At 59.0% G+C, this 13,945-nt stretch carries 12 protein-coding genes and 3 pseudogenes; 13 read left to right on the top strand and 2 right to left on the bottom strand.

Annotated features, from left to right (window positions below):
• Positions 1–413: 413 nt before the first annotated feature.
• Positions 414–1,343 carry a LysR family transcriptional regulator gene (locus NKH91_RS24720; RefSeq protein WP_352457033.1) on the bottom strand — a complete coding sequence of 310 codons (930 nt, stop codon included), beginning with the start codon at positions 1,341–1,343 and terminating at the stop codon, positions 414–416.
• Between the two features lie 266 nt (positions 1,344–1,609).
• Between NKH91_RS24720 and NKH91_RS24725 the strand changes: the two genes are divergently transcribed.
• The 9 genes and pseudogenes from NKH91_RS24725 to NKH91_RS24765 all read left to right on the top strand — a co-directional run.
• Complete coding sequence (locus NKH91_RS24725; protein WP_352615318.1) at positions 1,610–2,203, top strand: NodA family N-acyltransferase; 594 nt, start codon at positions 1,610–1,612, stop codon at positions 2,201–2,203.
• Complete coding sequence (gene nodB, locus NKH91_RS24730) at positions 2,200–2,859, top strand: chitooligosaccharide deacetylase NodB (RefSeq protein ID WP_352615317.1); 660 nt, start codon at positions 2,200–2,202, stop codon at positions 2,857–2,859. Before NKH91_RS24725 ends, nodB begins: the two co-directional genes overlap by 4 nt.
• A gap of 14 nt (positions 2,860–2,873) precedes the next feature.
• On the top strand, positions 2,874–4,199 hold the full coding sequence (nodC, locus tag NKH91_RS24735) for a chitooligosaccharide synthase NodC (protein WP_352450740.1): 1,326 nt from the start codon (positions 2,874–2,876) through the stop codon (positions 4,197–4,199).
• A gap of 80 nt (positions 4,200–4,279) precedes the next feature.
• On the top strand, positions 4,280–4,876 hold the full coding sequence (gene nodS / locus NKH91_RS24740; RefSeq protein WP_031194123.1) for a nodulation methyltransferase NodS: 597 nt from the start codon (positions 4,280–4,282) through the stop codon (positions 4,874–4,876).
• 35 nt (positions 4,877–4,911) lie between these two features.
• Positions 4,912–5,157 (top strand): annotated as a pseudogene (locus tag NKH91_RS24745) (carbamoyltransferase N-terminal domain-containing protein); the annotation flags it as partial.
• A gap of 43 nt (positions 5,158–5,200) precedes the next feature.
• Positions 5,201–6,112 carry a nodulation factor ABC transporter ATP-binding protein NodI gene (nodI, locus tag NKH91_RS24750; RefSeq protein WP_352710397.1) on the top strand — a complete coding sequence of 304 codons (912 nt, stop codon included), beginning with the start codon at positions 5,201–5,203 and terminating at the stop codon, positions 6,110–6,112.
• Positions 6,113–6,115: 3 nt separating this feature from the next.
• Complete coding sequence (locus NKH91_RS24755) at positions 6,116–6,904, top strand: ABC transporter permease (RefSeq protein WP_023719312.1); 789 nt, start codon at positions 6,116–6,118, stop codon at positions 6,902–6,904.
• A 67-nt stretch (positions 6,905–6,971) separates the two neighbouring features.
• The gene (locus tag NKH91_RS24760) at positions 6,972–7,934 is read left to right on the top strand and encodes a LysR family transcriptional regulator (protein ID WP_352516375.1); all 963 of its coding nucleotides are present in this window, start codon (positions 6,972–6,974) and stop codon (positions 7,932–7,934) included.
• Positions 7,935–7,942: 8 nt separating this feature from the next.
• A pseudogene (locus NKH91_RS24765) lies at positions 7,943–8,209 on the top strand (hypothetical protein); the annotation flags it as partial.
• A gap of 29 nt (positions 8,210–8,238) precedes the next feature.
• Here the strand turns inward: NKH91_RS24765 and NKH91_RS24770 are convergent.
• Positions 8,239–8,397: pseudogene (locus NKH91_RS24770) on the bottom strand (IS66 family transposase); the annotation flags it as partial.
• A 32-nt stretch (positions 8,398–8,429) separates the two neighbouring features.
• Between NKH91_RS24770 and NKH91_RS24775 the strand changes: the two are divergent.
• The 4 genes from NKH91_RS24775 (at position 8,430) to NKH91_RS24790 (ending at position 13,355) form a co-directional block, all read left to right on the top strand.
• The gene (locus tag NKH91_RS24775) at positions 8,430–8,639 is read left to right on the top strand and encodes a hypothetical protein (protein ID WP_352811373.1); all 210 of its coding nucleotides are present in this window, start codon (positions 8,430–8,432) and stop codon (positions 8,637–8,639) included.
• Between the two features lie 469 nt (positions 8,640–9,108).
• The gene (locus tag NKH91_RS24780; protein ID WP_352483785.1) at positions 9,109–9,900 is read left to right on the top strand and encodes a calcium-binding protein; all 792 of its coding nucleotides are present in this window, start codon (positions 9,109–9,111) and stop codon (positions 9,898–9,900) included.
• 397 nt (positions 9,901–10,297) lie between these two features.
• Positions 10,298–12,067, top strand: a complete 1,770-nt coding sequence (locus NKH91_RS24785) for a type I secretion system permease/ATPase (RefSeq protein WP_352715648.1) — start codon at positions 10,298–10,300, stop codon at positions 12,065–12,067.
• On the top strand, positions 12,042–13,355 hold the full coding sequence (locus NKH91_RS24790) for an HlyD family type I secretion periplasmic adaptor subunit (protein WP_352811371.1): 1,314 nt from the start codon (positions 12,042–12,044) through the stop codon (positions 13,353–13,355). The genes NKH91_RS24785 and NKH91_RS24790 overlap by 26 nt, the downstream gene beginning before the upstream one ends.
• Positions 13,356–13,945 lie beyond the last annotated feature (590 nt).

A 13,945-nucleotide genomic window follows, 5' to 3' on the forward strand; every position in this document is an offset into this window, starting at 1 on the left:
CGGCCACGCGTTCAGGCGGAAGCGCGAGGTCGCGACCGGCTTCATTGCCAACATCTCGACGTTGTCGGTCCAGGGCGGTGTCGTCAAGGATGCCTCACGCCAGTAGCCGAGCGAGGCCGGCACAGTCCATTGGGATTGACCTCGTCGACCGGCATCTCCTCGCCTGGCCGCGCGTGAAAAGCCGCGGCAAGGCCGGCAAAGTTGGCATTTGAGTGGGGCTAGACATCTTCTGGGACTTCGCACGCGAAATCGGAGGCGGCAGTCAACTCAGCACCAACCCGGGCATGTGTTCTGCTCGTTCCTGGCCCTCGTACTCAGCAAGGAACTGCGCCGCTCTGCCGAGCCAAAGGCCTGACGCCCGAATGGCAACCGCTCCTACGCGATCGCGACCGCCTCCAGGAAGCCCGAGACGCTCAATAGCTTTCAAGCAAAGGCGCCAGGCGAGATGCCTCCTGCAACATCATTTCCCGCATCCACAGGCTTGCCGGATCAGTATTGTGAAGCGCGGGCCATTGGACGGCCTCCGTGAATGCGGGATGAGGAAGTGGCGGCGGAAGTCCGACAATCCGCAGGGGTGTTGTTTTTGCGAAATGCTGCGCCAGCCGTAAGGGCATGGTCCCGATGCGGTTGGTGCCTGATAGGACGGGCGCGATCAGGCTAAAGCCCTGTACGACGACCTCGATACGTCTCTCGAAACCGTGCTCGAGCAAATACCACTCCTCCATGGTGGGCTGCCGGGTGTGCCTGAATTTGAGCACGACATGCCCCATCGACAAGTATCGCTCGAATGTAAGTGGCTCTGACAGCTGCTTGTTCGTGCCGCAGCCTACGCATACGAGCATATCTTCGAACAGGGCTGCGCGAGGATGTTTCGACATGAACACTTCCGGCATAATCAGAAAATCAACGTCGCCGCGCCGGAGAAGCTCCTCGGGGTCGTCGCAAATAGGCAGGCATTCGAAGCGGACGGCGGGAGCTTCCCGCGCAGTACGCTCTACGATCCTCTTAAAAAGCACGAGCGTGAGGTAATCGGAAAGCATGATTCGGAAGAGACGATCCGATTGGGCTGGGTTAAAGGCGTCGGAGGAAATAATCGATAGCTGGATGTGCAGCAATGCATCCCGGACTGCTGGGGCAAGCCCCTCCGCGCGCGGTGTCAAAATGAGCTCGCGGCCGTTCATCGTAAATAGCTCATTGCTGAAGTAGGCGCGTAACCGAGCGACGGCGGCGCTCATGGCCGGCTGGCTCAGGTTAATACTGTTGGCCGCGGCAGTGACTTTACGCTCCCTGATCAGAGCGTCCAGCACAACGAGGAGATTCAGATCCAGCCCCTTAAACCGCATATCCTGATCTATCCAGCGTGTGGATGGGCATCATCTAAACAATCAATTTTACGAATTTACGAACCATGCATTAGAGGAACGTAAATGACCGACGTCAAGCTCAAATCGACGGCGCCGCGACGGGCGGGAACATCGAGAGAGCTCATTGGCGAGCCCCACCGGCTGGCTCACCTTCGCTAACGACAACGGTTGAGTGCAGCCAACAACGCCGCCGCTTTGGCCGGGTAATGCGGCCCGCAAGAAACTATTTTGAAGAGAGGTCCTGAATGCGCCCTCAGGTGCAGTGGAAATTGTGCTGGGAAAACGAGTTGCAGCTCTCGGACCACGTCGAGCTCGCCCAGTTCTTTCGTAATACCTACGGGCCGACTGGGGCGTCCAACGCAGAACCGTTCGAAGGTAGTCGAAGCTGGGCCGGAGCCAGGCCTGAACTCCGCGCAATCGCCTATGATTCGAGCGGTGTAGCGGCTCACATGGGCATACTGCGCCGTTTCATCAAGGTTGACGCGGTCGATCTGTTGGTGGCTGAGCTGGGCCTGTACGGGGTACGTCCGGATCTTGAGGGTCTCGGAATCGCCCATTCAATCCATGTCATGCTTCCAATACTGCAGGAGCTTGGCGTTCCATTCGCTTTCGGAACCGTCCGGGACGCGCTGCGGAATCATGTTGAGAGGTTCGGGCGGCGATACAGCCCTATGGCCGTTTTGTCGGGAATTCGCGTGCGCTCCACCCGACCAGAGGCGCGCCTCGACCTGCCGCCCACACGCATCGATGACGCACTCACCATTGTTCTGCCAGTTGGACGGCCGATCAGCGAATGGCCCACGGGCACGATGATCGATCGGAACGGACCAGAGCTATGAGCCGTCCCGATTGCTTGTACGAAGTGCGCCGTGAGTGCTCTGACGGCACCGGCCGTCGCAGCGTTTATCTGACGTTTGACGACGGTCCCAATCCACTTTTCACACCGGAGATTCTGGATGTGTTGGCAGAGCAGCGGGTGCCGGCGACTTTCTTCGTCATCGGCGCCTACGCCTTAGAGCACCCGGATCTAATCCAACGAATGTTTGCAGAAGGGCACGAGCTAGGCAACCACACGATGACTCATCCGGATCTGTACAAATGCGGCTTCGGCGAAGTGCAACGTGAGATCTTTGAAGCGAACGGCGCCATCATGAGGGCGTGCCCTCAGGCCTCGGTGCGCTATATTCGCGCGCCCTACGGGGCCTGGAGCGAAGAAGTCTTCACAGCGTCACAGATCGCCGGGCTGACGGCCCTCCATTGGTCCGTCGACCCTCGAGATTGGTCTCGCCCTGGGGCCGACGCGATTATCGATACCGTGCTCGCCTCTGTCCGGCCGGGCGCAATCGTACTCTTGCACGACGGATGCCCTCCCGGCGAGTTGAGCCAGGGCGCTCACGCCGGTCTGCGCGACCAGACGGTCACGGCGCTGTCCCGGCTGATTCCAGCACTTCATGAGCGCGGATTTGTAATCCGCTCACTTCCTCAACATCACTGAACAAACGAGATCCCATGACTCTTCTTGGTACAACCAGCACTGTGGCCATTTCGCTTTATGCACTGCTCTCGACTGCTTATAAGAGCATGCAGGGGATTTATGCTCTGCCGACAAACGACTCATCGGCGTTGGAGGATCTCGTCGGCTCCGATCAACTGCCCAGCGTGGATGTCATCGTCCCCTGCTTCAACGAGGATCCGCGCACGCTTTCAGAGTGCCTGGCGTCCATTGCAGACCAAGAATACGCCGGAAGACTTCGGGTCTATGTGGTTGATGACGGTTCTGGAAATCGCGAAGCCGTAGGAACTGTCCACGAAACCTACGCGCGCGACCCTAGGTTCGACATCATTTTGCTTCCCGAGAATGTTGGAAAGCGCAAGGCGCAGATCGCCGCGATACGCCGCTCATCCGGGGATTTGGTGCTTAACGTTGATTCAGACACGATACTCGCGCCCGACGTCATCACCAAGCTTGTACCGAAGATGCGAGATCCAGCGGTCGGCGCAGTCATGGGTCAGTTGATTGCCAGTAACCGGAGCGAGAGCTGGCTGACAAGGCTGATAGACATGGAGTACTGGCTGGCTTGCAACGAGGAGCGCGCGGCACAGGCTCGCTTCGGTGCCGTTATGTGCTGTTGCGGCCCATGTGCCATGTACCGCCGGTCTGCGCTCCTTTTGTTACTGGACCAGTACGAGTCGCAATTTTTTCGGGGCAAGCCAAGCGACTTCGGGGAGGATCGCCATCTCACTATCCTCATGCTGAAAGCAGGCTTTCGAACCGAGTACGTTCCGGGCGCCATCGCGGCCACAGTCGTTCCGAACAGACTCGGACCGTATCTGCGCCAACAACTCCGTTGGGCACGAAGCACATTCCGGGACACGCTGCTTGGGCTGCGCTTGCTGCCCGGCCTCAATAGCTATCTCACGTTGGACGTGGTCGGACAGAATCTCGGGCCGCTACTCCTCGCCCTATCGGTACTAACGGGCCTCGCACATTTCGCACTGACAGGCACTGTGCCTTGGTGGACAGGACTGATGATTGTGTCCATGACCATGGTCCGATGCAGCGTGGTAGCATTTCGTGCTCGACAGTTTCGATTTCTGGGCTTTTCCCTGCACACGTTCATCAACATCTTTCTCTTACTTCCCTTGAAGGCCTACGCGCTGTGTACATTGAGCAATAGCGATTGGCTGTCGCGAAGCTCTGCTGTCGCTACATCGAACACTGGGGGAAAACAGGCCCCCACCCAAACTCCGATCACTGGATCAAGCAGGGCAGAATTCTCACCGCATGCGGCTCCGCTTCGCAGGCTCAATCTTGCGCGGATTCTTCGGGATTAGCGCTGTCGAGCAACATCTGCGGCGACGAGTGATCGCTAATTACCTAGGTGGACGAGAGGTGGACGAGTTTGACCCAGAACATGAATCATCAGTTGCTCGATCGGGAATTGGCCGCAGACGATCCGTGGCGCCTCGACGGCAATCCGTTCGAGCGGGAGCGCCACACGCAAATGCTCCAGCTGGCGCTTGCCCAAGGCTCCATTACAAATGCCCTCGAAGTCGGGTGCGCTGCCGGCGCATTCACGGAAAAATTAGCTCCCAACTGCCAAGGGCTCACCGTCATCGATGTCGTGGCGCAAGCGATTGCTCGAGCACGTCAACGGATAAAGGAGCCGTCGCGCATCAACTGGATAGTCTCCGATGTTCAACAGTTTTCGACCGACGAGTTGTTTGACCTGATCGTTGTGGCGGAGGTCCTATACTACCTCGAAGACATAGCCGAGATGCGCGCGGCCGTCAAAAACCTGGTGCGGGTGCTTGCGCCAGGCGGGCATCTGATCTTCGGATCGGCAAGGGATGCTAATTGCCGTCGCTGGGGTCACGCCGCTGGTGCTGAGCCGGTCATCGCCATGCTGAACGAAACATTGATCGAGGTAGAGCGTCTTGAGTGTCGGGGCGAGTCGGTCAACGAAGACTGCTTGCTCGTCCGTTTCCGGAACCCGCTTTCCGCTTCCTGATGAATCGAATCTATCGCCGTTAACGTGGAGACACTATGCGCATCTGTGGTACCAAGCTGACCCATGATGGGGCGATCGCCCTTGTCGAGGATGGACGGCTCGTCTTCTGCGTTGAGCAGGAAAAGCGGCACAACAATCCGCGTTATCACACCATCGATAATCTCGACGCAATTGTCGCCGCTTTGGCGGAACAGGGGCTAAATCCTTGTGATGTCGATCAGTTCGTTATCGACGGCTGGGATGGCGAAGACGAGTCACAGTTTCAGGTCCGGCAGGCAACCAAGCAACCGCCAGTCTTGGCGTCCCTCTCGGTAAAATGAACCCATGTCCATGGTAGCGATCGATCTTACTGACGTAAGCAAAACTTATGACAAGCTCGTTGTCGACAGACTGTCGTTCCGCGTTGCGGCGGGGGAATGCTTCGGGCTCTTGGGACCGAACGGTGCGGGCAAAAGCACGATTGCGCGTATGGTCCTCGGCATGACATCGCCTGATGCCGGCAAGATTACTGTGCTCGGCGCTCCAGTGCCGGCGCGCGCGCGTTTGGCACGTATGCGCATCGGCGTGGTTCCGCAGTTCGACAATCTTGATACCGCGTTCACTGTACGCGAGAACCTGTTGGTGTTCGGTCGCTACTTCCGGATGAGCAGACGCCAGATCGAAGCGGTCATACCATCGCTGCTTGAGTTCGCCCGCCTCGAGAACAAAGCGGATGCGCGCGTCGCCGAACTGTCCGGCGGCATGAAGCGGCGCCTGACGCTCGCGCGTGCGCTGATCAATGACCCGCACTTGCTGGTGATGGACGAGCCGACCACCGGCCTCGATCCGCAGGCCCGTCACCTGATCTGGGAACGGCTGCGATCGCTGCTGGCGCGGGGCAAGACTATTCTTTTGACTACCCATTTCATGGAAGAGGCCGAGCGGCTGTGCGATCGGCTGTGCGTTATGGAGGAGGGGCGCAAGATCGCCGAAGGCCGCCCGTCCGCACTCATTGACGAGCAGATCGGCTGTGACGTGGTCGAGGTCTACGGCGGCAATCCGCATGAACTGGGTGCGCTGATCCGGCCGTACGCACACCGCATCGAGGTGAGCGGTGAGACGCTTTTTTGCTATGCACCCGATCCGGAGCAGGTGCTGGTGCAGCTACGCGGGCGCGCGGGTCTGCGCCTTCTGCAGCGTCCCCCCAATCTCGAGGATGTGTTCTTGCGGCTAACCGGGCGCGAGATGGAGGACTGAACAATGGGCGAACGTTATGCGGCGGCCATGCCCGCCAATGCGTGGAATTGGGTCGCGGTTTGGCGCCGCAACTATCTTGGATGGAAGAAAATCGGGCTTGCATCGGTTCTCGGCAACCTCGCCGATCCGATGATCTATCTGTTCGGTCTCGGCTTTGGCATCGGAACAATGATAGGTCCTGTTGAGGGCACTTCGTACATTGCGTTTCTCGCGGCTGGCATGGTTGCCACAAGCGCGATGGCATCGGCGACTGCTGAAACGGTTTACGGGAGTTTCGGCCGCATGGACAACCAGCGCACCTGGGAAGGAATGCTATGCACTCAGCTGACGCTCGGCGATATCTTACTCGGCGAATTGGCGTGGGCAGCCACGAAGGCCCTGATGGCGGGCACAGCAATCACTGTTGTTGCCACCACGCTCGGCTACACATCGTGGCCATCCATCCTCTGCTTGCTGCCAGTCATCGCTCTCAGTGGCCTCGCCTTCGCGAGTCTAGCGATGGTCGTCACGGCGCTTGCGCCCAGTTATGAATATTTCATATTTTATAATACGCTTGTTATAACACCCATGCTGTTCCTTTGCGGCGCGATGTTTCCGGTCAACCAATTGCCCGGCGCTTTTCAGGACGTCGCCTCCTTGTTGCCGCTCGCACATGCAATTGACCTCATTCGTCCGGCGATGCTTGGCCGTCCGGCCGGCAGCATGGGCCTGCATATCGGCGCGCTTTGCATATACACGGTTTTACCGTTCTTCCTATCGGTTGCTCTATTTCGTCGTCGGCTGATGCGTTGACGCTACTCACCATTCGTAAAATTGATTTTTTGGGCGATACCCATCCACGCGTCGGATAGGTCAATACATGCGTTTTAAGGGACTCGATCTAAATCTCCTCGTTGTGCTGGACGCTTTGATCAGGGAGCGTAAAGTCACCGCCGCGGCCCGCAGTATTAACCTGAGTCAGCCGGCCATGAGCGCCGCCGTCGGTCGGTTACGCGCCTATTTCAGCGATGAGCTATTTACGATGAACGGCCGCGAACTCATTTTGACACCGCGCGCGGAGGGGCTCGCCACAGCAGTCCGGGAGGCATTGCTGCACATCCAGCTGTCGATTATTTCCTGGGACGCCTTTAACCCGGCCCGATCGGATCGTCGCTTCCGCATCATCCTTTCCGATTACCTCACGCTCGTATTTTTTAAGAAGATCGTAAAGCGTGCTGCGCGGGAAGCTCCCGCCGTCCGCTTCGAATGTCTGCTTATTTCCGACGACCCCGAGGAGCTTCTCCGGCGCGGCGACGTTGATTTTCTGATTATGCCGGAAGTGTTCATGTCGAAACATCCTCGCGCAGCCCTGTTCGAAGATATGCTCGTGTGCGTAGGCTGCGGCACGAACAAGCAGCTGTCAGAGCCACTTACATTCGACCGATACTTGTCGATGGGGCAGGTTGTGCTTAAATTCGGGGACACCCGGCAGCCCTCCATCGAGGAATGGTATTTGCTCGAGAACGGTTTCGAGAGACGTATCGAGGTCGTCGTACAGGGCTTTAGCATGATCCCGCCCCTTCTATCAGGCACCAACCGCATCGGGACAATGCCCTTACGGCTGGCGCAGCATTTCGCAAAATTAACACCCCTGCGGATTGTCGAACTTCCGCCGCCACTTCCTGCCGCATTCACGGAGGCCGTCCAATGGCCTGCGCTTCACAATAATGATCCGGCAAGCCTATGGATGCGGGAAATGATGTTGCAGGAGGCATCTCGTATGATTACCCCGCCTAAGAGCACCGGACGTCTCAGTTGTCGGCCGACGACCCCTCGGTTATGAGAGGAGGCATGGATGGCGATTGGGATTGGGCGATTCCTGCATTGTCGAGAACGATGCAGGGAGAGCAGATCCTTCAGCCTGAAGAGGTGGCAACGATGCTGCGGCTGCATGAGCTTGGCTGGGGAATGAACCGACGGGCGAAGGAATTCGGGTGCGCGCGCAACACGGTGCCTCGGTATCTAAGCGAGGGCGGGACTGTTCCGTTTCGCAAGCCTGTGCGGCCGACCGCGTTTGACGGACCGGACAATTGGCTGCGGGAGCGCTTCTTCCCCCATGGCTCGGGCTGGATGACGATCTCGACCCGCTCCAGATGCGCCGGGAACGCCTTGCGCGGTCGCGCAGCACGTCGCGGCTCGCCTGTCGGTCTTGCGGCCTCGAGCTCGGACTCAATCGCGCCGAGCCCGGTCTGGATTTCGAAGGCGAAGGCCTGCTGGGCACGTTCGAGCTTCTCGGAGCTGCGACCGAAGCGGCGCGCTCCAGCTGCTTGATGATCCCATGAAGGTCGGCGATCTTCTCCTGGGCACGCTCGTTGAGTGTCGCCATCCGGACGATCTCGGCCTTGAGTGTTTCGCTCCGGAGTTGTTGCAGTTCGGCCTTCTCCGCCGCCATGGCGACGAACATCGCCTTGAGCGGATCGATTTCGTGGGGACGGGCCGAAGCGCTTCTCGTCATGACGCCGACAGGAGCTTATTTTGCACGGCCTGAGGCCCGCCTTTTGCGCCTGAGTCACTTCGCCACGGCCTATCCGGCCGACGTCGGACGCCGTCTCCGTTCGGCTCAAACGCGCCAGTCCATGCCTTCGACGAGCGCCATCAGTTCCGCGCGGCAAGCCGGATCACGCCGTTCTCCACCCGCGGCCAGCGGAACTTGTCCTCGTCCAGCGCTTACGGTGCGGGTATGCCGGCGTCGAGCAAACAGAGAGAAGTTTGGGGCCGAACCAGGTCGGCCCCGTTACGAAGTGTTGTCCTGGTGGTTTGAGTGTCGAATCTTCAGATCGATTGCTTGGGCGACCAGCGTCCCCGCCGCCAGCGAGCCCGCAACTGCTCAGCAGAAGGAAGTGAACGTGAGTGCATCCATTTCGTAAATGTGTGCCTATCCAAGCAATCGATTTCTCTAATTATCCGATGAGCAATATGAACGCGTCAGGCAGGGTGCATCATTAGGAGTATTTTCGATGGCAAAGATTATCGAGGGTGGCCCGGGTGCCGAAACACTCATCGGCACCGAGCTTGACGATTGGATGGAGGGTTTCCAGGGCGGTGACTGGATTGACGGTCGTGGCGGCAACGACGAGATCTCGGGTGGCCCGGACAGTGACCGACTCATCGGCGGCAAGGGTAACGACCGCATCTTCGGCGGAGATGGCTGGGACGATCTCTCCGGCGACAACGGCCGCTTCAACCCGCGCGTCTCCGGTGAGGACAATGACAGGCTCAGCGGCGGTCCCGGCCAGGATGTCCTCTACGTGGGTGACGGCCAGGACACGTTGACCGGGGGCACCGACAGTGACACGTTCGTGTTCCAGTTCCACAATCCGGTGCCTGGGGTTGTCGGGTCGAAGTCGGACATTACCACTATCACCGATTTCAACCCGGCGGAGGACAAGTTCGCCTTCGATGCGGTGGGCCTCTACAATGACGGTTTTGGCGCGAACTTCGTCAACAACGCCAGCATACAGTCCGGCTACCCGGTGAGCAGCTTCTACAGTGGTGCGGCCTCAGGTGCGAACGGCGAACACGTCGTGGTAATCACTGGCGAATCTTTCAACTCTGCTTCTGAAGCCGCGAGTGCGATCTCCGGCGAGCACGCCGGCGACATCATTGTCTACCAAAGCAGCTACACCGACAGAGTCGCAACTCTGGCCTATGTCACCGCCGACAACAACGCGCATGAATTCGTCCACCTGGGCGGTGTGGTCACCGTGGCCGACCTAGGCCTGACCGCGTCGGACTTCACCTTCGTTTGATCCAGAAAACCCATACGGAACAGCGCCCCGCCCCCCCGGGGGCGGGCGCTTTCCGTTTCCGCTACTTGCGATGGGCCGGGGCGCCCGGGAGCAGTCGCAGCGTGTACAGCTTGACGAAGCCCTGCACGTCGCGCTGTTCGTACACCGAAATCTCCCTGAAGGCGTGGAGGCGGAAGCCTGTTCGGGCCCTTGCGGCCGGCCACGATGACGTTGCCCTTCCAAACCTTCAGCCGGACGGTGTTGTTGTTGACCCGCTCCATTAGATGCCAAACCAAACACATTCGGCGGGAGCACTGATCCTGAATCAGCGCGCGGATGCAGTCGGTTGCCGCTCGGGGAGCAATATAGGGAGCTGGGTCGCCAGATCCTCACGGAGACCTACGTGAGTAACCATTCCTTGAAGGATTCAGCTTTGAGACCTTTCCCTCTGAGTTCCGCTATTTGGGGAATTCTGTTGATCAGCGGCGTGGTCAACGTGCTTGCGCTGATCTCGCCGCTGTTCATGCTTCAGGTCTACGACCGCGTTCTGGCAAGTGGCAGCGTATCGACGCTAGTGGGGCTCGTCGTGCTTGCTGCAGGGCTTTATGCGTTCCAATGCCTGCTCGACGTTTTGCGCGCCCGCGTGCTGCTGCGGATTGGCGAGCGTTTCGATGAACAGTTTTCCGGACGCGTTCACGATGCGATCGTTCGCCTTCCGCTTTTAACGCGCATGCCGGGCGACGGCTTGCAGCCGCTTCGCGATCTCGACAATATTCGCGGATTCTTAGGTGGAAACGGTCCGACAGCGTTCTTCGATCTGCCATGGATGCTGCTTTATCTTGCCATTTGCTTCCTCTTTCATTTCTGGATCGGCATGACGGCCCTTATCGGGGCGATCGGTCTCACATCTCTGACACTTCTTGCCAACACTCTCTCGCAACAACCGATACGCGATACCATTGCCCACAACATGGCACGAAATGGTCTACTGCAAGCAGCGCGTTGCAATGCCGAGGTCGTGCAAGCTCTCGGTCTCGGAAGGCGGATCGCTGCCCGATGGCACACGGCCAATGCCAAGTATCTGGCCGCCAGCCGGAAAGCCGGGGACGTGGCAGGTGGGCTGGGTGCCATTTCAAAGTCGCTGCGCGTGCTGCTGCAATCGGCCATTCTTGCCGTCGGCGCGTACCTTGTGATCAGTCAGGAGGCTACGGCCGGGGTCATGATTGCAAGTTCGATCATGATGGGGCGTGCGCTGGCTCCGGTCGATCTGGCCATTTCAAGCTGGAAACCCTTCCTCATGGCGCGCCAGGGTTGGGCGCGGCTGGAGGACCTCCTGGGAAAGGTTCCTGAAACCGCTCCTGTTATGCCAATGCCTGCACCTGAACGCGAACTCCGCCTCGAAGGCGTGACAATCGTTCCGCCCGGCGAAAGGAAGCCGACCGTGACCGGCCTTGCGTTTGCCGTTCAGGCGGGAAGCGCACTCGGGATCATCGGTGCATCGGGTTCGGGCAAGTCGACACTCTCGCGCGCCATCGTCGGCGCATGGACGCCGGTCGCCGGAAAGGTTCGCATCGACAGCGCAAGCCTCGATCAATGGGACCGGGAAGCGCTAGGCCGTCATATCGGCTATCTGCCGCAAGGTGTTGAACTATTCGACGGCACCATTGCCGAAAACATCGCTCGTTTTGAAGACGATCCTGACCCTGAGGCTATTGTCGCCGCGGCGAAGGCAGCGGGCACGCACGAACTGATCCTCCGATTTGAGCACGGCTACGAAACCCCGATTGGTGAGGCCGGATCGGCACTTTCCGCCGGGCAGCGCCAGCGTGTCGGTCTTGCCCGTGCCCTTTATCGAGACCCTTTCCTTGTTGTGCTCGATGAACCCAATGCCAATCTCGATGCGGAAGGCGAGGCTGCGGTCGTTAAGGCGATCGCCTCCGTGCGCGAGCGCAAGGGCATTGCGGTTGTCGTTGCCCATCGGCCGAGCGCCATCCGCGCCGTGGATTTGGTGTTGGTGATGGAAGGTGGACGGCAGCGAGCATTCGGTGCGCGTGATGAAGCGCTTTCCAAAGTCCTTAAGGGGGCAGCGATGGCATCAGGCGCTGGGGTCAAGGCCATCGAGTCTACACAGGATAACGAGCGCGCTGACATGGAGGATCCCGGTGTCCGGCATTCATCAGAACAATGACGTTTCCAGGTCCATTCGCCGGCATCTGGTGGCGGGCCTGCTGGCGAGCGTGATCTTTGTGGGAGGAGCCGGAGCCTGGGCGGCCTTCACAAATCTGTCCGGCGCGGTTGTCGCGTCCGGACACTTTGTCGTCGATTCCTATGTGAAGAAGGTGCAGCACCCGACCGGCGGGGTGGTGGGAGAAATCCTGGTGAGCGAAGGTGATAAAGTAAAAGCCGGCGACATCCTCATGCGGCTCGACGCCACCCAGACGCGCGCCACTCTCGCTGTAGTCACCAAGCGGCTCGATGAGCTGGCCGCCAACCTGGCACGACTCGAAGCTGAGCGTGACGATCTGGCGGAGATCGCCTTCCCGGACTGGCTGCTCGCCCGCAGAGATGTTCCGGACGTAGCTTCGGCAGTACATGGCGAGACGCGGCTGTTCGAATTCCGCAGACAATCCCGCGACGGAAGGCAGGCGCAGCTAGCGGAACGCATCACTCAATATGAGCACGAGATCGAGGGGCTCAAGGCGCAAGAAATCGCTTGTGAGAAAAGCACCGAGATCCTCCAAAAGGAAATTGCTGCCCTGAGTGGGCTGCGCGTCCAAGGCATTGTCTCGGACCAACGCTTGAACAGTCTGAAGACGCAGGTTGCCACTTTCGGCGGCGAACGCGGTGAGAAGATTGCACAACAGGCACAGAGGGCAGCCCGCATAGCCGAAACGCGCCTGCAGATCCTGCAGATCGATCCGGATTTCAAGACGGAAGTCGGCCAAGAGCTCAGAGAGGTTCAGGCGCAGGTTGGGGAGTATGTTGAGCGCAAGGTGGCGGCTGAACAGGAACTGCGACGGATCGATATTGTCGCGCCGCAGTCAGGCGCCATTCAACAACTCGCAGTTCATACTGTCGGAGGAGTGATCACGCCCGCCGATCCGATTATGCTAATCGTGCCGGAAGGCGACGATCTTGCGCTTGAAGCACGAATCACCCCGAAGGACATCGACCAAATCCAGCTTGGTCACAAGGCCGTGCTGCGGATGTCAGCCTTCAATCTGAGGACCACGCCGGTATTGAACGGATATGTCAGCCGGATCGCAGCCGATCTGGCGACGGACGAAAAAAACGGCGTTTCGTATTACCTGGTGCGTCTGTCAGTTCCGCATGCGGAACTGACGAAGCTCAAGGACCTGACGCTCGTGCCCGGCATGCCGGCCGAAGCGATGATCCAGACGGGCGAGCGTACGGCGCTTTCTTATTTTGTGAAGCCGCTGTCGGACCAAATCAGTCGCGCATTCCATGAGGAATGAAAGTGATCCACAGAAATATTTTGTTGGTATTCTTGTTGGTTGTTACGCATGCATGAGAGTCATAACCGTCTGAAAACACAACCATGCGTTCCTCAGTTGGATTGCGCCTCTGACTCAGATACGTGGTTCCGCGGTCATTTTGCCCTTGCAAGTCGCTGCCCATTCAGTTCTTGGCCTCGAGCGCATTAAGATACCCATCATCGTACACAAAGGCTGGAAAAGAGTCCGGTGTCTTGAGCGATCCTAGGTCTGGAGACCTAGGTGAGCCTGCAAGCACAGGGCCAGGACATGATTGAGCGTCTGCAATATTCGGACAGGTGCATAGAAAGACAGGCAGGCGCCAAAGACGCGCTTTCAACGCACTAAACCGATGCTGCGCACCCCGAGCGTCTTGCCGCCCTCGCTCCCGCCGGTAGGAATCAATCGCGAGCAGGCTGCGACGTTCATCGGCGTAAGCTCAACGACCTTTGATGAAATGGTCCAGGACGGCCGGATGCCGCAGCCACGAATGCCGAGCAAGGGGCGCATTGTTTGGGACGTCGAGGAACTTGTATTGGCGTTTCGAAAGCTCCCTCACCGCCAAATCGGAG

Origin of the sequence: Mesorhizobium sp. M0894, assembly GCF_040319725.1 — a bacterium.
Lineage (GTDB): Bacteria > Pseudomonadota > Alphaproteobacteria > Rhizobiales > Rhizobiaceae > Mesorhizobium.

Bases quoted from the DNA above. Each gene is read 5' to 3' on its own strand.
- NKH91_RS24720 (WP_352457033.1), bottom strand. From the start codon at position 1,343: ATGCGGTTTAAGGGGCTGGATCTGAATCTCCTCGTTGTGCTGGACGCT.
- NKH91_RS24725 (WP_352615318.1), top strand. From the start codon at position 1,610: ATGCGCCCTCAGGTGCAGTGGAAATTGTGCTGGGAAAACGAGTTGCAG.
- nodB (WP_352615317.1), top strand. From the start codon at position 2,200: ATGAGCCGTCCCGATTGCTTGTACGAAGTGCGCCGTGAGTGCTCTGAC.
- nodC (WP_352450740.1), top strand. From the start codon at position 2,874: ATGACTCTTCTTGGTACAACCAGCACTGTGGCCATTTCGCTTTATGCA.
- nodS (WP_031194123.1), top strand. From the start codon at position 4,280: ATGAATCATCAGTTGCTCGATCGGGAATTGGCCGCAGACGATCCGTGG.
- nodI (WP_352710397.1), top strand. From the start codon at position 5,201: ATGTCCATGGTAGCGATCGATCTTACTGACGTAAGCAAAACTTATGAC.
- NKH91_RS24755 (WP_023719312.1), top strand. From the start codon at position 6,116: ATGGGCGAACGTTATGCGGCGGCCATGCCCGCCAATGCGTGGAATTGG.
- NKH91_RS24760 (WP_352516375.1), top strand. From the start codon at position 6,972: ATGCGTTTTAAGGGACTCGATCTAAATCTCCTCGTTGTGCTGGACGCT.
- NKH91_RS24775 (WP_352811373.1), top strand. From the start codon at position 8,430: ATGAAGGTCGGCGATCTTCTCCTGGGCACGCTCGTTGAGTGTCGCCAT.
- NKH91_RS24780 (WP_352483785.1), top strand. From the start codon at position 9,109: ATGGCAAAGATTATCGAGGGTGGCCCGGGTGCCGAAACACTCATCGGC.